The organism is Gluconobacter sp. GP1, assembly GCF_032913585.1.
Lineage (GTDB): Bacteria > Pseudomonadota > Alphaproteobacteria > Acetobacterales > Acetobacteraceae > Gluconobacter > Gluconobacter cerinus.
The window spans coordinates 575799-590941 of the sequence record NZ_JASGXC010000002.1 but is presented as its reverse complement, the minus strand read 5'-3'; the positions used below and the strand labels follow the sequence as shown (position 1 = coordinate 590941).

Annotated in this window: 13 protein-coding genes and 2 tRNA genes; 6 read left to right on the top strand and 9 right to left on the bottom strand. The window is 57.9% G+C overall.

Annotated elements, in window-relative coordinates:
• The first annotated feature begins 51 nt into the window (after positions 1 to 51).
• Positions 52 to 128 (top strand) — tRNA-Arg (locus tag R5H23_RS07295).
• Between the two features lie 36 nt (positions 129 to 164).
• Positions 165 to 241 (top strand) — tRNA-Arg (locus tag R5H23_RS07290).
• Between the two features lie 19 nt (positions 242 to 260).
• On the opposite strand, the gene R5H23_RS07285 is transcribed toward R5H23_RS07290, so the two are convergent.
• The 3 genes from R5H23_RS07285 to R5H23_RS07275 form a co-directional block, all read right to left on the bottom strand.
• Complete coding sequence (locus tag R5H23_RS07285) at positions 261 to 695, bottom strand: response regulator (protein WP_086634501.1); 435 nt, start codon at positions 693 to 695, stop codon at positions 261 to 263.
• Positions 696 to 814: 119 nt separating this feature from the next.
• The gene (locus R5H23_RS07280) at positions 815 to 1507 is read right to left on the bottom strand and encodes a trypsin-like serine protease (protein ID WP_317214949.1); all 693 of its coding nucleotides are present in this window, start codon (positions 1505 to 1507) and stop codon (positions 815 to 817) included.
• Positions 1504 to 1896 carry a cytidine deaminase gene (locus tag R5H23_RS07275; RefSeq protein WP_046899618.1) on the bottom strand — a complete coding sequence of 131 codons (393 nt, stop codon included), beginning with the start codon at positions 1894 to 1896 and terminating at the stop codon, positions 1504 to 1506. Before R5H23_RS07275 ends, R5H23_RS07280 begins: the two co-directional genes overlap by 4 nt.
• A gap of 68 nt (positions 1897 to 1964) precedes the next feature.
• On the opposite strand from R5H23_RS07275, the gene lysA reads away from it, so the two are divergent.
• Both lysA and R5H23_RS07265 read left to right on the top strand, forming a co-directional pair.
• Positions 1965 to 3296 (top strand): diaminopimelate decarboxylase, encoded by a 1332-nt coding sequence (gene lysA / locus R5H23_RS07270; RefSeq protein WP_317214948.1) that lies wholly within the window; start codon positions 1965 to 1967, stop codon positions 3294 to 3296.
• Positions 3289 to 5970 (top strand): DUF4175 family protein, encoded by a 2682-nt coding sequence (locus R5H23_RS07265; protein ID WP_317214947.1) that lies wholly within the window; start codon positions 3289 to 3291, stop codon positions 5968 to 5970. Before lysA ends, R5H23_RS07265 begins: the two co-directional genes overlap by 8 nt.
• Before the next feature lie 67 nt (positions 5971 to 6037).
• Here the strand turns inward: R5H23_RS07265 and R5H23_RS07260 are convergent, their stop codons facing one another.
• The 6 genes from R5H23_RS07260 to R5H23_RS07235 form a co-directional block, all read right to left on the bottom strand.
• Positions 6038 to 6724: an HAD family acid phosphatase gene (locus tag R5H23_RS07260; RefSeq protein ID WP_211502099.1), complete on the bottom strand. Its 687-nt coding sequence runs from the start codon at positions 6722 to 6724 to the stop codon at positions 6038 to 6040.
• Complete coding sequence (locus tag R5H23_RS07255; RefSeq protein WP_317214945.1) at positions 6721 to 7863, bottom strand: MFS transporter; 1143 nt, start codon at positions 7861 to 7863, stop codon at positions 6721 to 6723. Before R5H23_RS07255 ends, R5H23_RS07260 begins: the two co-directional genes overlap by 4 nt.
• Positions 7864 to 7941: 78 nt before the next feature.
• On the bottom strand, positions 7942 to 8706 hold the full coding sequence (locus tag R5H23_RS07250) for a CDP-diacylglycerol diphosphatase (protein ID WP_317214944.1): 765 nt from the start codon (positions 8704 to 8706) through the stop codon (positions 7942 to 7944).
• An 8-nt stretch (positions 8707 to 8714) separates the two neighbouring features.
• Positions 8715 to 10193, bottom strand: a complete 1479-nt coding sequence (locus tag R5H23_RS07245) for a Ppx/GppA family phosphatase (protein WP_046899624.1) — start codon at positions 10191 to 10193, stop codon at positions 8715 to 8717.
• Between the two features lie 6 nt (positions 10194 to 10199).
• Positions 10200 to 12392, bottom strand: coding sequence for an RNA degradosome polyphosphate kinase (locus tag R5H23_RS07240; RefSeq protein ID WP_046899625.1), 2193 nt, complete (start codon positions 12390 to 12392; stop codon positions 10200 to 10202).
• 183 nt (positions 12393 to 12575) lie between these two features.
• Entirely contained in the window at positions 12576 to 13247 is a 672-nt protein-coding gene (locus R5H23_RS07235) for an HdaA/DnaA family protein (protein ID WP_046899863.1), read from the bottom strand.
• Between the two features lie 155 nt (positions 13248 to 13402).
• Here R5H23_RS07235 and purM point away from each other — a divergent pair, with 155 nt between their 5' ends.
• Together purM and purN are read left to right on the top strand one after the other, a co-directional pair.
• Entirely contained in the window at positions 13403 to 14464 is a 1062-nt protein-coding gene (gene purM / locus R5H23_RS07230; RefSeq protein WP_317214943.1) for a phosphoribosylformylglycinamidine cyclo-ligase, read from the top strand.
• Positions 14461 to 15042, top strand: coding sequence for a phosphoribosylglycinamide formyltransferase (gene purN / locus R5H23_RS07225; RefSeq protein WP_317214942.1), 582 nt, complete (start codon positions 14461 to 14463; stop codon positions 15040 to 15042). The genes purM and purN overlap by 4 nt, the downstream gene beginning before the upstream one ends.
• Positions 15043 to 15143: the final 101 nt, after the last annotated feature.

Below are 15143 nucleotides of genomic sequence, written 5' to 3'. Positions count from 1 at the left end.
AGAGGGGGGTTGTCAGGTTTTGAAACCGCCTGTAAAACCCCGCCTCAAGACGCACCCGTAGCTCAACTGGATAGAGCACCAGACTACGAATCTGGGGGTTAGAGGTTCAAGTCCTTTCGGGTGCACCATCTTACTTTTGGCTTTGCCAAAAACATACAGTGTTCGCACCCGTAGCTCAACTGGATAGAGCACCAGACTACGAATCTGGGGGTTAGAGGTTCAAGTCCTTTCGGGTGCACCACACAACATCTTCACAAAAATCAGTGCTGCAGTGCTTTCAGAGCACGATAGACGTCTTCCCATTCGTATGGCTTGGGAAGAAACATCGCCTTGTTTGGCAAAGGTCGCTTTTCCTGAAGATAAGCACCTGACGTCAGTACAACGCCGATCTGCGGCCAGCGAGCTCCAACTGTCTCAGCCAGATCCAGTCCGTTGAGCCGCCCGGGCATGTTCACATCCGAAAAGACGAGATCGACTGTCTCACCTTTGGAAAGAATATCCATCGCCTCATCGGCAGTGGCAGCAAGAATCGGGTTATAGCCGGCGTCTTCAAGCATATCCGCAGCCAGAAAGCGCAACAGGGCCTGGTCTTCAACAACCAGAACATTCTTGCGGTGCGTCAGATAGGCGTTGCTCGCATGCATGCCACGAGACTGCCCGACAGACGCCGTTCCTTTCCCTGCCATGACATACATAAAGTGCCCCTTTCCGGACCGAATAAAGAGTGGGAAACTCCAAAGATGATGTTTCCCGATCCTTCAAACGCGTCATGCAGGCGATGTTTGCAGAATTATGAAAATTCTTCTGCCATCAACTAAGGAACAAGTGGAGCAGCCAACCCGCCAGGCCCCACATCTGCCGCGACAGCAAGCCCGCCGATACCCCACGTTCCATCAGGCTTTTGAAGCAGAAGCGGAGCGCCGCTTACTCCCTTTGTCGCCTCGCAATCGTGATGGACAAGACCACTGACTGTCACTCCGTTGATATGACAGTCCAGATCGCCGAAAGGCACTTCGTTTCTATCTTGCGAATACCCAACCAGCATTGCCCTTGCGCCATCCTGCACAGGAATCGCCGGGAGAAGATCCCGCGTCGCGATGACTGGTTCCGACAGCAACAGTGTTGCCCGATCACTGGCCCCGGTAGCGGATTCGTTTTTTGGGTCGTATCCGGGGGGGATAATGAATCGCACAACATGAGCATGTTGGCGGTATGAGCCCCTCGAGTATCCCATCAGCACATGAACATCGCTCGGCCGTATGTAAGTGTGCATTTTCGGCAGCCAGAGACAGTGAGCTGCCGTCATGACCACATTGGGAGCTACGGCAAAACCCGTACATTTAACGCCGAATTCAGTCTGTACACGCCCCAGAATTCGCCAGGGCTCCGCACGGACGTCAATCAGTTCACGTCTGGCCCCGTCCCCAAGACCGGGCAGAGACGGAAGAGGCTGCGCACAGACCGTTCCCACCACCAGCAGTCCCAGAAAACAGGGCCAATATTTCATTCCAGATTATCCGGACCAAATGCGTCAGGCAGCAATTCCGCGAGGGTGCGTGTCAGAAGCAAGGTTCCTGCGGGCGAAATCATGTGCACTTTCAGATCAGGCAGGCCGAATTCACGGAGTTTCTGCCGACAGCCACCGCATGGTGTGCAGGGTTGATCTCCACCCCCAACAATCACGATTTCCTCAATGCGCCGGCCCCCGGCAAGAATCATGGCCGAAATGGCCCCGCCTTCAGCACAGGTTCCAAGCGGATAGGCTGCATTTTCGACATTGCAGCCTGAATGAACCACGCCCTCACAGCGCAGGGCCGCGCCAACCTGAAAGCGGGAGTACGGCGCATAGGCCCGGGATCGGGCTTCAAGAGCCCGGGAGATCAGTTCTTCCATCATAATTCAGACACTAGCGCCTGTGTGAACAGCTTGGAACATCCAAGCGTCCACGATACGGTAGGAAGATCATGAATGCTCTCTCTTCCGAACCCACGCTCAACGACCTTCTGACAAGCCGCCCTCCGCTGGAGGTCAATGCGCGCGATGGTCTTCTTTTTGAAGGCGTGCCTCTGCATGTCATCGCCGCCGTAGCAGGAACCCCCTGCTGGATCACGGGAGCAGGCACACTGCGTCGCCGTGCAAACGCACTCAAAGCTGCGTTTGAAGCCCGCAGGTTGCCGGTGCATTTCCATTTCGCGATGAAATCACAGGATCATCAAGCCACACTGACGATTCTTCGAGAATGTGGCTATGGCGTGGACATCGTGAGCGGTGGAGAGATGACCCGCGCGCTACATGCCGGGATCAAGCCGGATGGAATCGTCTTTTCAGGCGTCGGGAAATCGGATCTTGAACTTCGCGCCGCAGTAGAACACGGCATCCGACAGATCAATGTCGAGAGCGTGGAAGAGCTTTATCGCCTGAACGATATTGCACGGGCCTGTGGCAAGGTTGCTCCGGCGGCACTCCGCGTGAACCCGGATGTCGACGCACAGACGCATGACAAGATCAGCACGGGCCGTGCAGGAGACAAGTTCGGGATTGAGCATCGCCGTGCGGTTGAACTGTACGCCGAAGCTGCTGCTTTGGAGCATGTGGAGCTTGTCGGCCTGGCGGTTCATCTTGGTAGTCAGATGCTAACGGCCGAGCCCTTCCGCCAGGGCTATTCCCGTCTGGCTGATATGGTGCGGGAAATTCGTGCCCTGGGGCATACCGTCAAAACAGTGGACTGTGGCGGCGGCCTAGGCATTCGCTATCAGGACGAAATCGCTCCACCTCCGGAAATGCTGGCCGGTGTCATTGCCGAAACACTTGGAGACCTTGGGGTAGAGCTCAGCATTGAGCCCGGCCGCTGGCTCTCTGCTCCGACAGGAATTCTGCTGTCCCGCGTGATCGAAACAAAAGCGGGCAATCCGGATTTCGTCGTGATCGACGCGGCAATGAACGATCTCGCCCGTCCTGCGCTTTATGATTCTTGGCACGGTATTCTGCCCGTCGCTCCGGCAGCATTCAACGATGCACTCAAGCCTTGGGACGTGGTGGGGCCAGTCTGTGAAAGCAGCGATATCTTCGCCCGGGACCGGGTTCTGCCCGCTTCCTTAAAGCGCGGAGATCTTGTCGCCCTTCTGGATACGGGAGCGTACGGATCCGTCATGAGTTCGACCTATAATTCCCGGCCGTTTGCTGCGCAGGTTCTCGTTGATAATGGTCGCTGGGAGATCATCCGCCAGCGACAGAGCGTCGAAGACCTGATCGCCGCAGAAACCGTTCCGGATTGGCTCCTGCCCGCCCATGGCTGATTCGTTTGCCGCAGCAGCTCGACTAGCTTCCGTCCGCCGTCGCGCTCGACGCGTTCTGTGGTGGGAACACGCCTGGCCAGCTCTGCGCTGGTCTTTGCTTCTTGCGGCATTCTATCTGCTGGCCTGTCTGGCCCGCATTCCCCAGTCACTGCCTGACTGGTTACACATTCTCTTCGAGCTCACAGTCTTAGGGACTGCCTTCTGGCTGGGCATCAAAGGCCTGCGTGCTATCCCGCAGCCTACGGATGCTCAGGTTGATCGCCGGATCGAGCGCGACTCTCGCCTGGCCTATCAGCCCCTTCTGACCTTAGCCGACCGCCCCGCCTACGCAGCAGATGGCGAACAAGGCGCCATCTGGACGCAGCACGTTCAACGTGTAGTTTCCTCTCTAGGACCGCTTAAGGTCAGCCTGCCAAAGCCAGACGTCACGACGCAGGAAAAACTCGGGCTTGCCTCTGTCGCCGCAGCCCTTGCCATTGCGGCCGTTCTGAGCGGATCACATTCCCAATCCCGCTTGCACGCTGGCCTTGTGCCCGGTGTCGATGACGACAGTATTCCGCTCCCGTCCGTTCAAGCCTGGATCGACCGACCATCCTACGCTCCCGGCGCGCCAGTGTTTCTGTCGCAAACGCAGCAGGGCAATCCCATCCACGTTCCTCAGGGCGCCATTCTGAATGCGACCATCACAGGCACATCCGGACGTCCGGTTCTTCGGGGGGCAACCTCCATCAGTCATGACCGTCTGGACGGACAGAGCTGGAGCGAAAAAGCCACGTTGCAGCAGACCGGCACTGTCACGCTAAAAGCCCGCGGCCGCATGCTGGGTTCATGGCGCGTGAACGTCGAGCCGGATCTGCCCCCAGTCGTAGCCTGGGACGGAAAACCCGCTCCCCAGAAAGATGACTGGCGCACCAGCCTTCCCTGGCACGTTCAGCAGACTTATGGCGTCGCCTCTCTGGAAGCGGAAATCCGACTGCCTGACCTGCCCAAAGGCCGCGTCGTACGTGTCCCTGTGCCACTGAATGGACATCCAAAAGATGCAAAAGGAGAGGCACGCCCGGATCTTTCTTCGGACCCGTTTGCCGGAATGGAAGTCGAAGGGCGCCTTCATGCCGTTAGTGTTTCCGGCCGGGAAAACCACAGCGCTTTTGTGCGCTTCCACTTAGGCTCCCGGAAGTTTTCGGACCCATTGGCACGAGCCATTGTCGCATTGCGTCGCCGCTTGATGCTGGGACAGGAACGCCCCCAGCAGGCAGCAGACGAACTGAAGCTCCTGACGCAGACAACGGATGTCCTTGCCCTCCTCGCCCCGCTAGGCCTCGATATTGCTTCCCTGCAGTCCAATGCTCCCGAAGGAGCGGCGGAACAGGTGCCGGGGCAGCTTTGGGCACTGGCTCTGTATCTCGATGATCTACGTCGAGACGGGCCAGAAATTGCGGATGCAGCCGCGGCCGTCCGGGCAGCACAGCAGAGTGTTCAGCAACAGCTCGATCACATGCAGTCTCTGGGAGATAAAGGCCATACTCTGGCTGAACAGGAAGAACTCCAGAAGCGCACGAAAGCTCTCAAGGACGCCCTTAACCACCGCATGCAGCTTCTTTTTCAGAAAGCAGCCCAAAGCGGCATCATGATGCCGCAATCCGGCACAAGCTCTGCTGATCCATGGTCGGATCAGATGCAGCGCCTTCAGAACGATGCATCGCAGGGGCATGGGGACGAAGCATTACGTAAACTCCAGCAGATGGAAGACATGGCCGAGCATATGCGTCAGGCCACGCCGGAAGATCTGAAAACCCTTGCGGCTCAGATGAAGGCTCAGGAAGAGGCACGCGCGCAACGTGCCGCCCTTCATGATCTGGTTCATCGGGAAACAACCCTGCTGGATCATGCACAGGCCCGTTTGTCTGCCGCCCGCAAGGCCGCTCTGCCGCCTGACCAGCAGGACGGCCATGAAGACATCAGCCAGATGTCTACAGCTGATTTGCTGCGCCAGCTTGGAATGCAGCCGCCGCCGAATATGGAACAGCCAGCAGCTCCAAAACCGGCAGCGCCTGTTGATCCTGCGACAGTCGCGGCGCAGTCGCCTGAACGCCGCGCAGATCATGCCTTTCAGCGTGCACTCTCTCGCGTGGATGAAATTCTTGGCCGTCGGGTAAAAGACCTGACAGGCAAGCCTGCCACTGCGTTCGACAAGGCAAAAGCGGATATGCAAGATGCCCGCAAGGCCTTGGCAGACCGTAAGGATGATCAGGCACTTACGGCAGAACAGAAGGCTCTCGCGGATCTGTCTGAGGCCGGAAAGCAGATGCGCCAGAGCCAGAAGTCCGGCGGATCTGGCCAAGGTAAAGGCGGAAGCCTGAGTTTCATCCCATCCATGGGTGGTGGTGGCTCTGGGCAACAGCAGCATGGCAAGGCTGGACAGCAGGGTGACGGAGGCGATCAGCCTGACGCCGGGGATGATGACGACGGGGACGAAGACCGCAAGGATCAGGATCCACTGGGCCGCAAGCTCGGCGAAGGCCAGAGCGGCAAGGATTCGGACGCCCACATCCCTGATCGTAACGCCCGTGATCGGGCACGGGATATCGAACGTGAACTACGTCGTCGCGCTTCCGACAGAACCCGCCCTCAGGGTGAACTGGACTATCTGGAACGTCTTCTAAAGTCGTTTTGAAGCCACAAAAAAAAGGTGCTCCGGATTTTCTCCTGAGCACCTTTTTTATACCGAAAACAGATATGTCTTAGGGAACGCGATAAAACGGGTTGGGGAGAAGGAAGCCCTTCTCTGCATGTCCGTCCGCAAGATCAGAAGGCTGATCTCCCAAGCTTGCAATGATCGTATACCCCTTGGCCTCGATGGCAGCGCGTGCTGGAGCCTTATAGTGCGCCGCATACCCATGAGATGTCATTGGGCGCAGATCCAGCCCGTCCCAATGCTTGATTCCAGCCAGATGAAGATTGCGTGCCGTCGCTTCGCGCTCATCTTCATGACGGCCTGTGATGAAGAACACAGCGACATGGTTTCGCTCGGCTTCATCAATCAGAGCCAGCGTGGAAGCGAACGCCGGAGCACGGCCGCTCTTTTCCCAGGCAATCGCCCCGCAAGGACCTTTCGGCAGCGCATCACAGGGACCATTGGCAATATAACCAAAGTTGTCCGCACGGATCTCGTCCCAATTGGAGAGTGTCGTCTCGTCAATATCGAGAACAATAGCTGGCTTGTGCACCTGAGGCGCCCGCTCGGACACCCAGTGACGAGCCTGTGCGATCACCGTGTCAAAATCGTGCTGGTAGTCACCACTATCGTGATACGCGCTGGCAGCCATGACAGCGTCACCAACGTTGGCAGGCTGCTCGGCGTAGGCCGCAAATGGCGTGAGAGCCGCACTGAAGAAAAGCCCGGTGGCGAGCAGAAAGGAACGGGTCATGGCGGGGCCACCTTTCGCGAAAAGAGAACAAGACCGACCCCAACGAGGGCCAGAGCCGTTCCGATAACGGAAACACCGGGATAACCCAACCCCATGGACAGGGCGACACCACCCAGAGCGGCCCCGATCGCATTGCCAAGATTGAAGGCGCCGATATTGACCGAGGATGCCAGGGCTGGTGCATCGTGAGCAGCTTGCATGACCCGCATCTGAAGAGCTGGCATCAAGGCAAATGTCGCCGCGCCCCAAACGAGTGTTGCGATCAGCGCACCTGGTACGGTTTGAGCCACCCAGGGGAAGAGCAGCATGACGGCACCCAGAATGGGAAAGAACATCAGCAGACTGCCATCCAGAGAGCGATCCGCGCTGCGACCACCAATCGCATTTCCGATGGAGAATCCAACGCCCGTCAGCATCAGGGCAACCGTAATGACCAGTGGGCTGGCATGCGTGATGTGCTGAAGAATAGGCGTGATGTACGTGTAGAGCACGAACATGGCCCCTGCCCCGATGGCCGTTGTGGTCAAAGCGAGAAGAACATTGGTCCTTAACAACGCCTTGAGTTCGCTGGCAACGTCTGGAACAGGACCGGCCTCACGGGCTGGAAGAGCCAGTTGCACGGCAATCATGGTCAGAACGCCCAGAATGGCCGTCACACCAAAAGCCATGTGCCAGCCGAAATTCATGCCAAGCCACGTGGCAGCCGGGACGCCGATAATGTTGGCGACCGTCAGACCCATGAACATTGTTGCAACGGCACTCGCCCGGCGCTCTGGCGCAACAACGGCAGATGCTTCGACAGCGCCCAGCCCGAAGAACGCACCATGCGCCAGGCTGGTCAGAACGCGCGAAGCGAACAGAAGCTCATAGCTTCCTGCCACGGCAGAAAGGAGGTTCCCCGCAACGTAAAGCCCCATCAGGAGCGTCAGGGCGAATTTTCGACGGAGTCTTGCGAGAAGAAGAGTAATGAAAGGCGCGCCGACCATCACGCCCACAGCATAGGCCGTTACAAGTCCGCCCGCTTTCGGGACAGTAACCTGAAGGCCCTGTGCAATGACAGGCAGAAGACCCATCGGAGTGAATTCGGTGGTTCCGATGGCGAACGCGCCCACGGCCAGCGCCAATAAAGGCCAGTTCACGGGCAATCTCCGGGATTAACAAGTGTTCGAGGATGATCGAACCATGCCAGTCCCGGAGGCAGAGAACAAGATGGAGGGTTACATCATCCCGTTCATATGCATGCCCGGCTCCATCCCGTCCATATGCATGCTCTTATGTTTTGGATCATCAATCTTGCACTTGTGATCCTGAACTTCCTCACCGGACGCACGGTCCAGAGCATGAGCGACATCGTCGAGAATGACGAAGCCACCATGATGGCCCGGTGTCACCACGATCGTATGATCGCCCATGTTCTCCGCACCAATCAGCCGGAAAGGCGACTGATCAAGGGTCTGCACCAGCTTGGCACGATACGGATGACCGTAAAGGGAGACCGGGGTCCAGTCCTCACCAATCATGTTCTTGTCAATTTCCCCACGGACATAGGGCGTCAGACAGTCAATATGAATGTGGAGCTGGTCCTGCGTCCGGCCATCACGGGAATTGATAGCCAGCGAGAGGTGATCGTCTGAAACGGGAAAACCATATCCCTCAGACACCCGGTGACGTTCGGCCCAGGCTTCGGAGAAATAGTTTGGCGTGTCAGTCTGAAGCAACGAAGGATCTTCGATGCCAGGCACTTTCCGTGTCGGGATGAGCAGATACTGACCATGTCCGGCCAGATCTTTCAGAAGAGCATAACCGTCCTGCGGATCATACACTGCACACGGATGATGCTGAGCGTCCTTCGCGCAGCGGCTCCCGACGAGTTCCCACAACTTGTTACGGTCATGCCTAGGAACCTTGCCACAACCGACAAGGCCGGCACCAATCGTGAGGGCCGCACACAGTCCCAATGCAGCCTTAGTCCCGATCTTCATTCTCAAACTCATTCTTCCCTTACCTGAGCCTCAAGCTGCATGGCTGCGGCCAATCGTTCAAAGCGTCGACGGACTGCACTTCCTGCTGCACGGACACTCCGTGCACCGAGGATCAGCACAAGCTGAGGTTCTTCCACCAGCAGGCGGCATTCTTCCAGCAACACTTCTGTTCCCGCGCACAGCGTATAGGCCAGACGCAGCGCCAGACCCAGCTTCACAGCACGATCGATTTCAGAGCGGGACAGAAGGCGGCGCGAGGGCTCAATCAGTGGAGAGTCCATCGCCACTTCATAACGCACGGCCAGGGTCAGGCCGATAAATGCACGGGCCGTGTGTTCGAACCCCACGCCGTGACAATGCATCACACGCTGATAGGTCTGTTCAGCACGATATTCCGGATGATCGTATGATCCGATATCCGAGAGGGTACAGGTCAGTTGACGCAGACGCTTCTGGGACGGTGTTTCACCCCGAAAAATCGGTGTCGTCCAATCTACGAGCGCCTTGGAAAGCGTCACGCTTCGCGCCAAACGGTCCGCCATTTCCTCCGCCAGCGTCGTCATGGGGTCTTCCCCGGCGACAGAGGAGGCGACATGCCGCATGTACCAGCCTTCTCGCAGGCCATCCACGCTGAACACCACTTTGGACGGGCGAACACGTTCCATCAGGCACTTGAGAACGACCGCGGCAAAAGGCGCATCACCCAACCGCTTGCGTGGGGCATTCGGCAGTTTTTCAAGAGTACGTTTTGAGGCGCCGATGACCCAATCCGACATCTCGCGTGCTTCACCCTCGGAAAGCGTGAAGAGATGGACAAGATTCAGAGGATACTGCGTCCGTGCAATCTGAAGACGTGCCAGAGCCCGGAACGCTCCGCCGACCAGATACAATGGGCGGCCACTCATACCCGGAAGCCAGTTGACCTCCTGGAGCATTTCAGAGGCAATCCGCTCAGCTTCCAGCAGAACACCCTTCGCCCGATCCTGAAGACGAATGACGCCAAGCTTGGTTGTCAGGGCTTCGTAATACTGCCCGTCAGCAACGTGGATCAGCTCCAGTGAGCCGCCGCCGATATCCGCGACCAGACCATTGGCTTCCGGCAGCCCGCAGAGAACACCACGGGCCGCATAATCTGCTTCCTCAGTGCCTTCGAGTACACGGATAGCCACACCCGGCATTCTTGCACGGATGGCAGAAACGAAGTCAGGCCCGTTGGAGGCATCACGCACAGCCGCAGTAGCCAGAACCTCGAAAGGTTCCGCTCCCATGGCCCGCGCGACGGTGTGGAACCGGCCCAACACGTCCATCGCCAGGGTAACGCCCTCGTCGTTCAGGCGACCCGTTGCATCCAGACCGCGCCCCAGCTTGAGTGTAACTTTCTCATTGAAGATGGGGAGCGGATTGCGCGCTACGCCTTCGAAGACCACGAGCCGAACGGAGTTGGACCCGAGATCGACGATGGCGGAGCGCTGTGCAGATGATGACATGAGGTTTCAGTCTTCCAGAATCCGGTCAGGCCGTTCGCGCGGGCGATGGGCCTCCGGAAGAGCTTTTTCCCGTGCGGCCGACCCACGGCCAGACAGGGAGGGATTGTTCATGAAGTACTCGTGTGCGGAGAACGGGTGTGCACCAGGAGACACCCGATGCCAACGCCCGTCCTTGGAGAGCGTCCAGCTCTGAAGGTTGTCCTTGATATTCATGGTCATGATCTGGCCGAGAATCTGCGCGTGGACGGTTGGGTTGGTGATAGGCACCATTGCTTCTACCCGCCAATCCATGTTTCGCACCATCCAGTCCGCAGAAGAAATGAAAACTTTTGCCTTATGCGACGGCATCCGGTGACCATTTCCAAACGCAAAGACACGCGCATGCTCCAGAAAACGACCGACAATGGACTTGATGTCGATGTTATCAGACAGCCCCGGCACACCCGGGCGAAGGCAGCAGATGCCACGAATGATCCCGACGATCTTCACACCGGCCTGCGACGCTTCATAGAGCAGGTCGATCAGTTCAGCATCGACCAGACTGTTCATTTTCAGCCAGATCCGGGCGGGACGGCCTGCCTTTGCATGAGCAATCTCGTCACGGATGAGCTGTTCAAGCGTGGAACGGATCGTCATGGGAGAGAAGGCTAATGCGTCCATTTTTTCCGGCGTGGCATAGCCGGTCATGTAATTGAAAAGCCGCGCGGAGTCTGACGCCAGTTTTGGATCGCAGGTGAAGAACGACAGATCCGTGTAAATCCGGGCCGTAATGGGATGATAGTTCCCGGTCCCAAAGTGGGCGTAAGACCGTAGTGTCCCGTTTTCACGACGCACCACAAGGCTCAGTTTCGCGTGCGTTTTCAGATGCGCAAACCCGAAGACAACCTGCACGCCCGCCGCTTCCAGCGCACGCGAAAGACGAATATTGGCTTCTTCGTCGAACCGGGCGCGCAACTCAACCATGGCCGTGACGGATTTTCCAGCTTCCGCCGCCTCGATCAGAGCATGAACGATCGGACTATCGCGTGAGGTCCGATACAGCGTCTGCTTAATGGCCAGAACATTCGGATCACGCGCAGCCTGGCGAAGGAACTGCACAACCACATCGAAGCTCTCGAACGGGTGGTGGACGACAATATCCTTTGCCCGGATCGCTGCGAAGCAGTCTCCATCATAATCCAGAATGCGTTCCGGGAAGCGTGGGCTGTACGGTGGGAAAACCAGATCCGGGCGGTCATCCACAATCAACTGCTTCAGATCTACAACGCCCACAAAATTGGGCATGACCACGACATCTTCGTCACCAACACCCAACTCTTCACCCATTTCGCGCCCAAGCGTTTCAGGGAGCTTGTGATCAAGAGCCAGATGAATACCGACGCCACGACGGCGCTGCTTGAGAGCCGTTTCATAAGAACGAACGAGATCTTCCGCCTCGTCCTCAAACTCGACGTCCGTGTCACGGATAATCCGCAGGACACCGGCCGCACCAATCATGAGACCGGGGAACAGGCGATCTGCAAACAGACTGATCAGGTCTTCAAGCAGGATGAAACGAATGTCACCCGTGGCATCCTTGCCTTCACCAACCCGGGACGGAAGGCGCAGGAAACGCGGCACCTGTGCTGGAAGCAGGATCAGCCCGTCCATGACGTGCTTGCCCGAGGCAGGGTCTTTGAGACGCATCACCAGCGCCAGCCCCATGTTTGGAATAAACGGCAGCGGATGAGACGGATCAACGGCCAGCGGCGTCAGAACCGGGAAAACACGCTCATCAAACAAAGCTGAGAGCTGTGCGAGATCCGTAGCGTCCAGACTTTCGGTCGACAGGATGGAAATACCGGCCTCTTTCAGCTCACCTTCAAGCTGATGCCAGACCCGCTGCTGCTCCGCGAGAAGGAACCGGGCTTTCTGACGTACCGCCGAAAGCTGCTGAACAGGCGTTGCTCCATCCGGGCTGCGCACAACCATGCCTTCACGGACCTGCCCTACCAGCCCCGCAACACGGACCGAGTAGAACTCATCAAGGTTACTGGCGCTGATGGAAAGAAAACGGACACGTTCCAGAAGCGGATTGCGCGAACTTTCGGCTTCTTCAATGACGCGTTGATTAAAGTCGAGCCAGGAAAGCTCCCGGTTGATGAACCGCGCTGGGGATGTTGGCATGTCAGCATAGTCTTCAGCTGTCGGAACAACCATTCTGCGCCGCCGGGCCCGGGTTGCGGCTGGCGTCAGATTCCCCTCTCGCGGCTGGTTGCGCGAACGTCGACGGGGAGTTGGCTTATTATTTTCAGTCGTCACGATGGTCTCTTCCGGGAAGCTCGAACCAAAACCCGTTTAAGATCAAGGCTTGGGAGAAGTGTGTCAAACGTAGGTTTTATGTCATTCCTCTGACATATCAGGCATCAGAAGATCGGGAAGCATTTCTCGCGCAAGCGCCCGTGTAATTGCGGTTCCACGGGCGAGAGCCGCATCATCCAGTCGCTCAACCGCCGAAACCAAAGCATTTCCCGTGCGTGGCAGGTGACGCCAAAGCCATTCCGTAACGGACTGCGAAACCACGAGCTGACGATCCGCCAGAAGAGAAAGCAGCAACGTTGCCCGCAGATCATCTTCCGGCTCTCCCGTGGCCGTCGTTGCGGTCGCACGGAGCCGACTTCCCAGATCTGGGAGGGAGACATGGCTGCGTGACGGTGGAAGGCGCCCAACCATCAACACCCGGTCCCCCTGCGTCAGCGCGTCATTCAACAGATGGAGCATGGTTGCCTCATCGCCGGGCGAATCGGCGTTATCAATCGCAAGGTTTCCCCTTACGCGAATGCGCCCTCCGGAAGAGGCGTGAGAAAACAGGCGTGCATCCAGAATGGTCGCATCATGCTCCTGCGCCCAGACAGACAACAGATGGGTTTTTCCCGTGCCCGCTGGCCCCCAGAGCCACAATCGGCCATCAGGCCACACTTTGCGTGAAAGCCACGCGCGCGCAGGCGCATTTGAAGGGCTCGTGATGAAGCGTTCAGCTGTCATCGCGGTCGGACGACGAAGAGGAAAGGCCATCTGAGGTCCGGCATCGCTTATGGCGTGCCCTTCCTGTCCGTCCTGTTTTGTCATCCCTCATCCCTTTTCATGCCGTTACGCCCTCAATTCAAGCGTTCCGCCCGCGTGCAGGATGCTCTAGAACGGCGTCACGTCAACCAGCGGGAAGCTTCATCATGACCGATCAGCCCGACACCTCACAGGGCGCCAGCTATGCACAGGCTGGTGTAGACATTGCAGCAGGCGATGCCCTGGTCGATGCCATCAAGCCCGCAGCCAAAGCCACGAACCGTCCCGGCACAATGGGCGGACTGGGCGGCTTCGGTGCCCTGTTTGATCTGAAGGCTGCCGGTTTCACCGATCCGGTCCTTGTCAGTTGCACAGACGGCGTGGGCACGAAACTCATGGTCGCGATTGAAGCCGGCAAGCATGATGAGGTCGGAATTGATCTCGTGGCCATGTGCGTGAACGATCTGGTCGTTCAAGGCGCAACCCCGCTGTTCTTCCTGGACTATCTGGCGACCGGCAAGCTCTCCATTGAAGATGCCTCAACGGTCGTGAAGGGCATCGCCCATGCCTGCGCAGAATCCGGCTGTGCGTTGGTCGGTGGCGAAACCGCAGAAATGCCTGGCATGTATGCACCGGGGCATTATGATCTCGCCGGCTTCAGTGTCGGCGCAGCAGAACGCGGCGCTCTCCTTCCCGCGGGCATCCGCGAAGGCGACGCACTGATCGGGATGCCTTCCTCAGGCGTTCACTCGAATGGCTTTTCTCTGGTTCGGGAAGTTGTTCGCCGTTCAGGCCTCGGCTGGAACGATCCGGCTCCCTTCTCTGAAGGACATACACTCGCCGAAGCCCTGCTGACACCAACGAAGCTCTATGTTCGCAGCGTGCTGGATCTGCACGCCAAGGGCCTACTCCATGGCTGCGCGCACATTACCGGTGGCGGCCTGCCGGGCAATCTGCCGCGCGTCCTTCCGGAAGGCCTGGGTGTTCGCATTGACGGTTCGTCGTGGGTCGTCCCTTCCGTATTCCGCTGGATGGCAGAAACCGGAAATGTTTCAGCTGATGAAATGCTCCGTGTCTTTAACTGTGGCATTGGCATGGTTCTCGTCACTCCTGAGCCAGAGCACGTTCTGGCTGAACTGGAAGCCCGCGGAGAAAGCGCTTTCCAGATCGGTGAAGTTGTCCGTTCCGACGAGGCTTATGCCCTGACGGCACCGGTCTCCTTCGCATGATGCAGAAAATGCCCATCGCTGTGCTTATCAGCGGGCGTGGCAGCAACATGCGTGCACTGATCGAGGCCTGTGAAAGGCCGGATTTTCCGGCTCGGATCGTACTCGTGCTCAGTAACAAGCCGGATGCGGCTGGTCTGGAGGTCGCCCGCGCAGCCGGTCTTCAGACGGCGGCCATTGACCACAAGGCGTTCGGGAAAGACCGTGAAGCTCACGAACGCAAGGTGGATGCCGCCATCCGCGCTTCCGGAGCCCAACTCGTCTGCCTTGCCGGATATATGCGTGTCCTGACGCCTTATCTCGTCAACGCCTGGGATGGCCGGATGCTCAACATCCACCCGAGCCTCTTGCCCGCATTTCCGGGACTGCATACACATGAGGCTGCCATTGCTGCTGGCGCAACCGAGCACGGCTGTACTGTCCACCTCGTGACTGCGGGGGTGGATGAAGGGCCTATTCTTGGGCAAGCGCGTGTACCGGTTCTGGAGAGTGACACACCCGACGCACTTGCTGCACGCGTACTGGAACAGGAACATGTCCTGTATCCTTCGGTTCTACAGAACTACATCAACAGACAGTAAACAGGCGACGGGATGAACGGAAATTTCTTCTTTCATCCTGCTCCTCATTTTATCTGAGCACTGTGTACTAAAAACACCTCTCAGTTAAATGCCCTGCCGAT

What these genes read in the sequence shown, in the direction of transcription:
- R5H23_RS07260 (WP_211502099.1), bottom strand. Translation starts at nt 6,724, where the DNA reads ATGACCCGTTCCTTTCTGCTCGCCACCGGGCTTTTCTTCAGTGCGGCT.
- R5H23_RS07245 (WP_046899624.1), bottom strand. Translation starts at nt 10,193, where the DNA reads ATGTCATCATCTGCACAGCGCTCCGCCATCGTCGATCTCGGGTCCAAC.
- R5H23_RS07235 (WP_046899863.1), bottom strand. Translation starts at nt 13,247, where the DNA reads ATGGCCTTTCCTCTTCGTCGTCCGACCGCGATGACAGCTGAACGCTTC.
- R5H23_RS07250 (WP_317214944.1), bottom strand. Translation starts at nt 8,706, where the DNA reads ATGAAGATCGGGACTAAGGCTGCATTGGGACTGTGTGCGGCCCTCACG.
- R5H23_RS07275 (WP_046899618.1), bottom strand. Translation starts at nt 1,896, where the DNA reads ATGATGGAAGAACTGATCTCCCGGGCTCTTGAAGCCCGATCCCGGGCC.
- purM (WP_317214943.1), top strand. Translation starts at nt 13,403, where the DNA reads ATGACCGATCAGCCCGACACCTCACAGGGCGCCAGCTATGCACAGGCT.
- R5H23_RS07265 (WP_317214947.1), top strand. Translation starts at nt 3,289, where the DNA reads ATGGCTGATTCGTTTGCCGCAGCAGCTCGACTAGCTTCCGTCCGCCGT.
- R5H23_RS07240 (WP_046899625.1), bottom strand. Translation starts at nt 12,392, where the DNA reads ATGGTTGTTCCGACAGCTGAAGACTATGCTGACATGCCAACATCCCCA.
- R5H23_RS07280 (WP_317214949.1), bottom strand. Translation starts at nt 1,507, where the DNA reads ATGAAATATTGGCCCTGTTTTCTGGGACTGCTGGTGGTGGGAACGGTC.
- purN (WP_317214942.1), top strand. Translation starts at nt 14,461, where the DNA reads ATGATGCAGAAAATGCCCATCGCTGTGCTTATCAGCGGGCGTGGCAGC.
- R5H23_RS07285 (WP_086634501.1), bottom strand. Translation starts at nt 695, where the DNA reads ATGTATGTCATGGCAGGGAAAGGAACGGCGTCTGTCGGGCAGTCTCGT.
- lysA (WP_317214948.1), top strand. Translation starts at nt 1,965, where the DNA reads ATGAATGCTCTCTCTTCCGAACCCACGCTCAACGACCTTCTGACAAGC.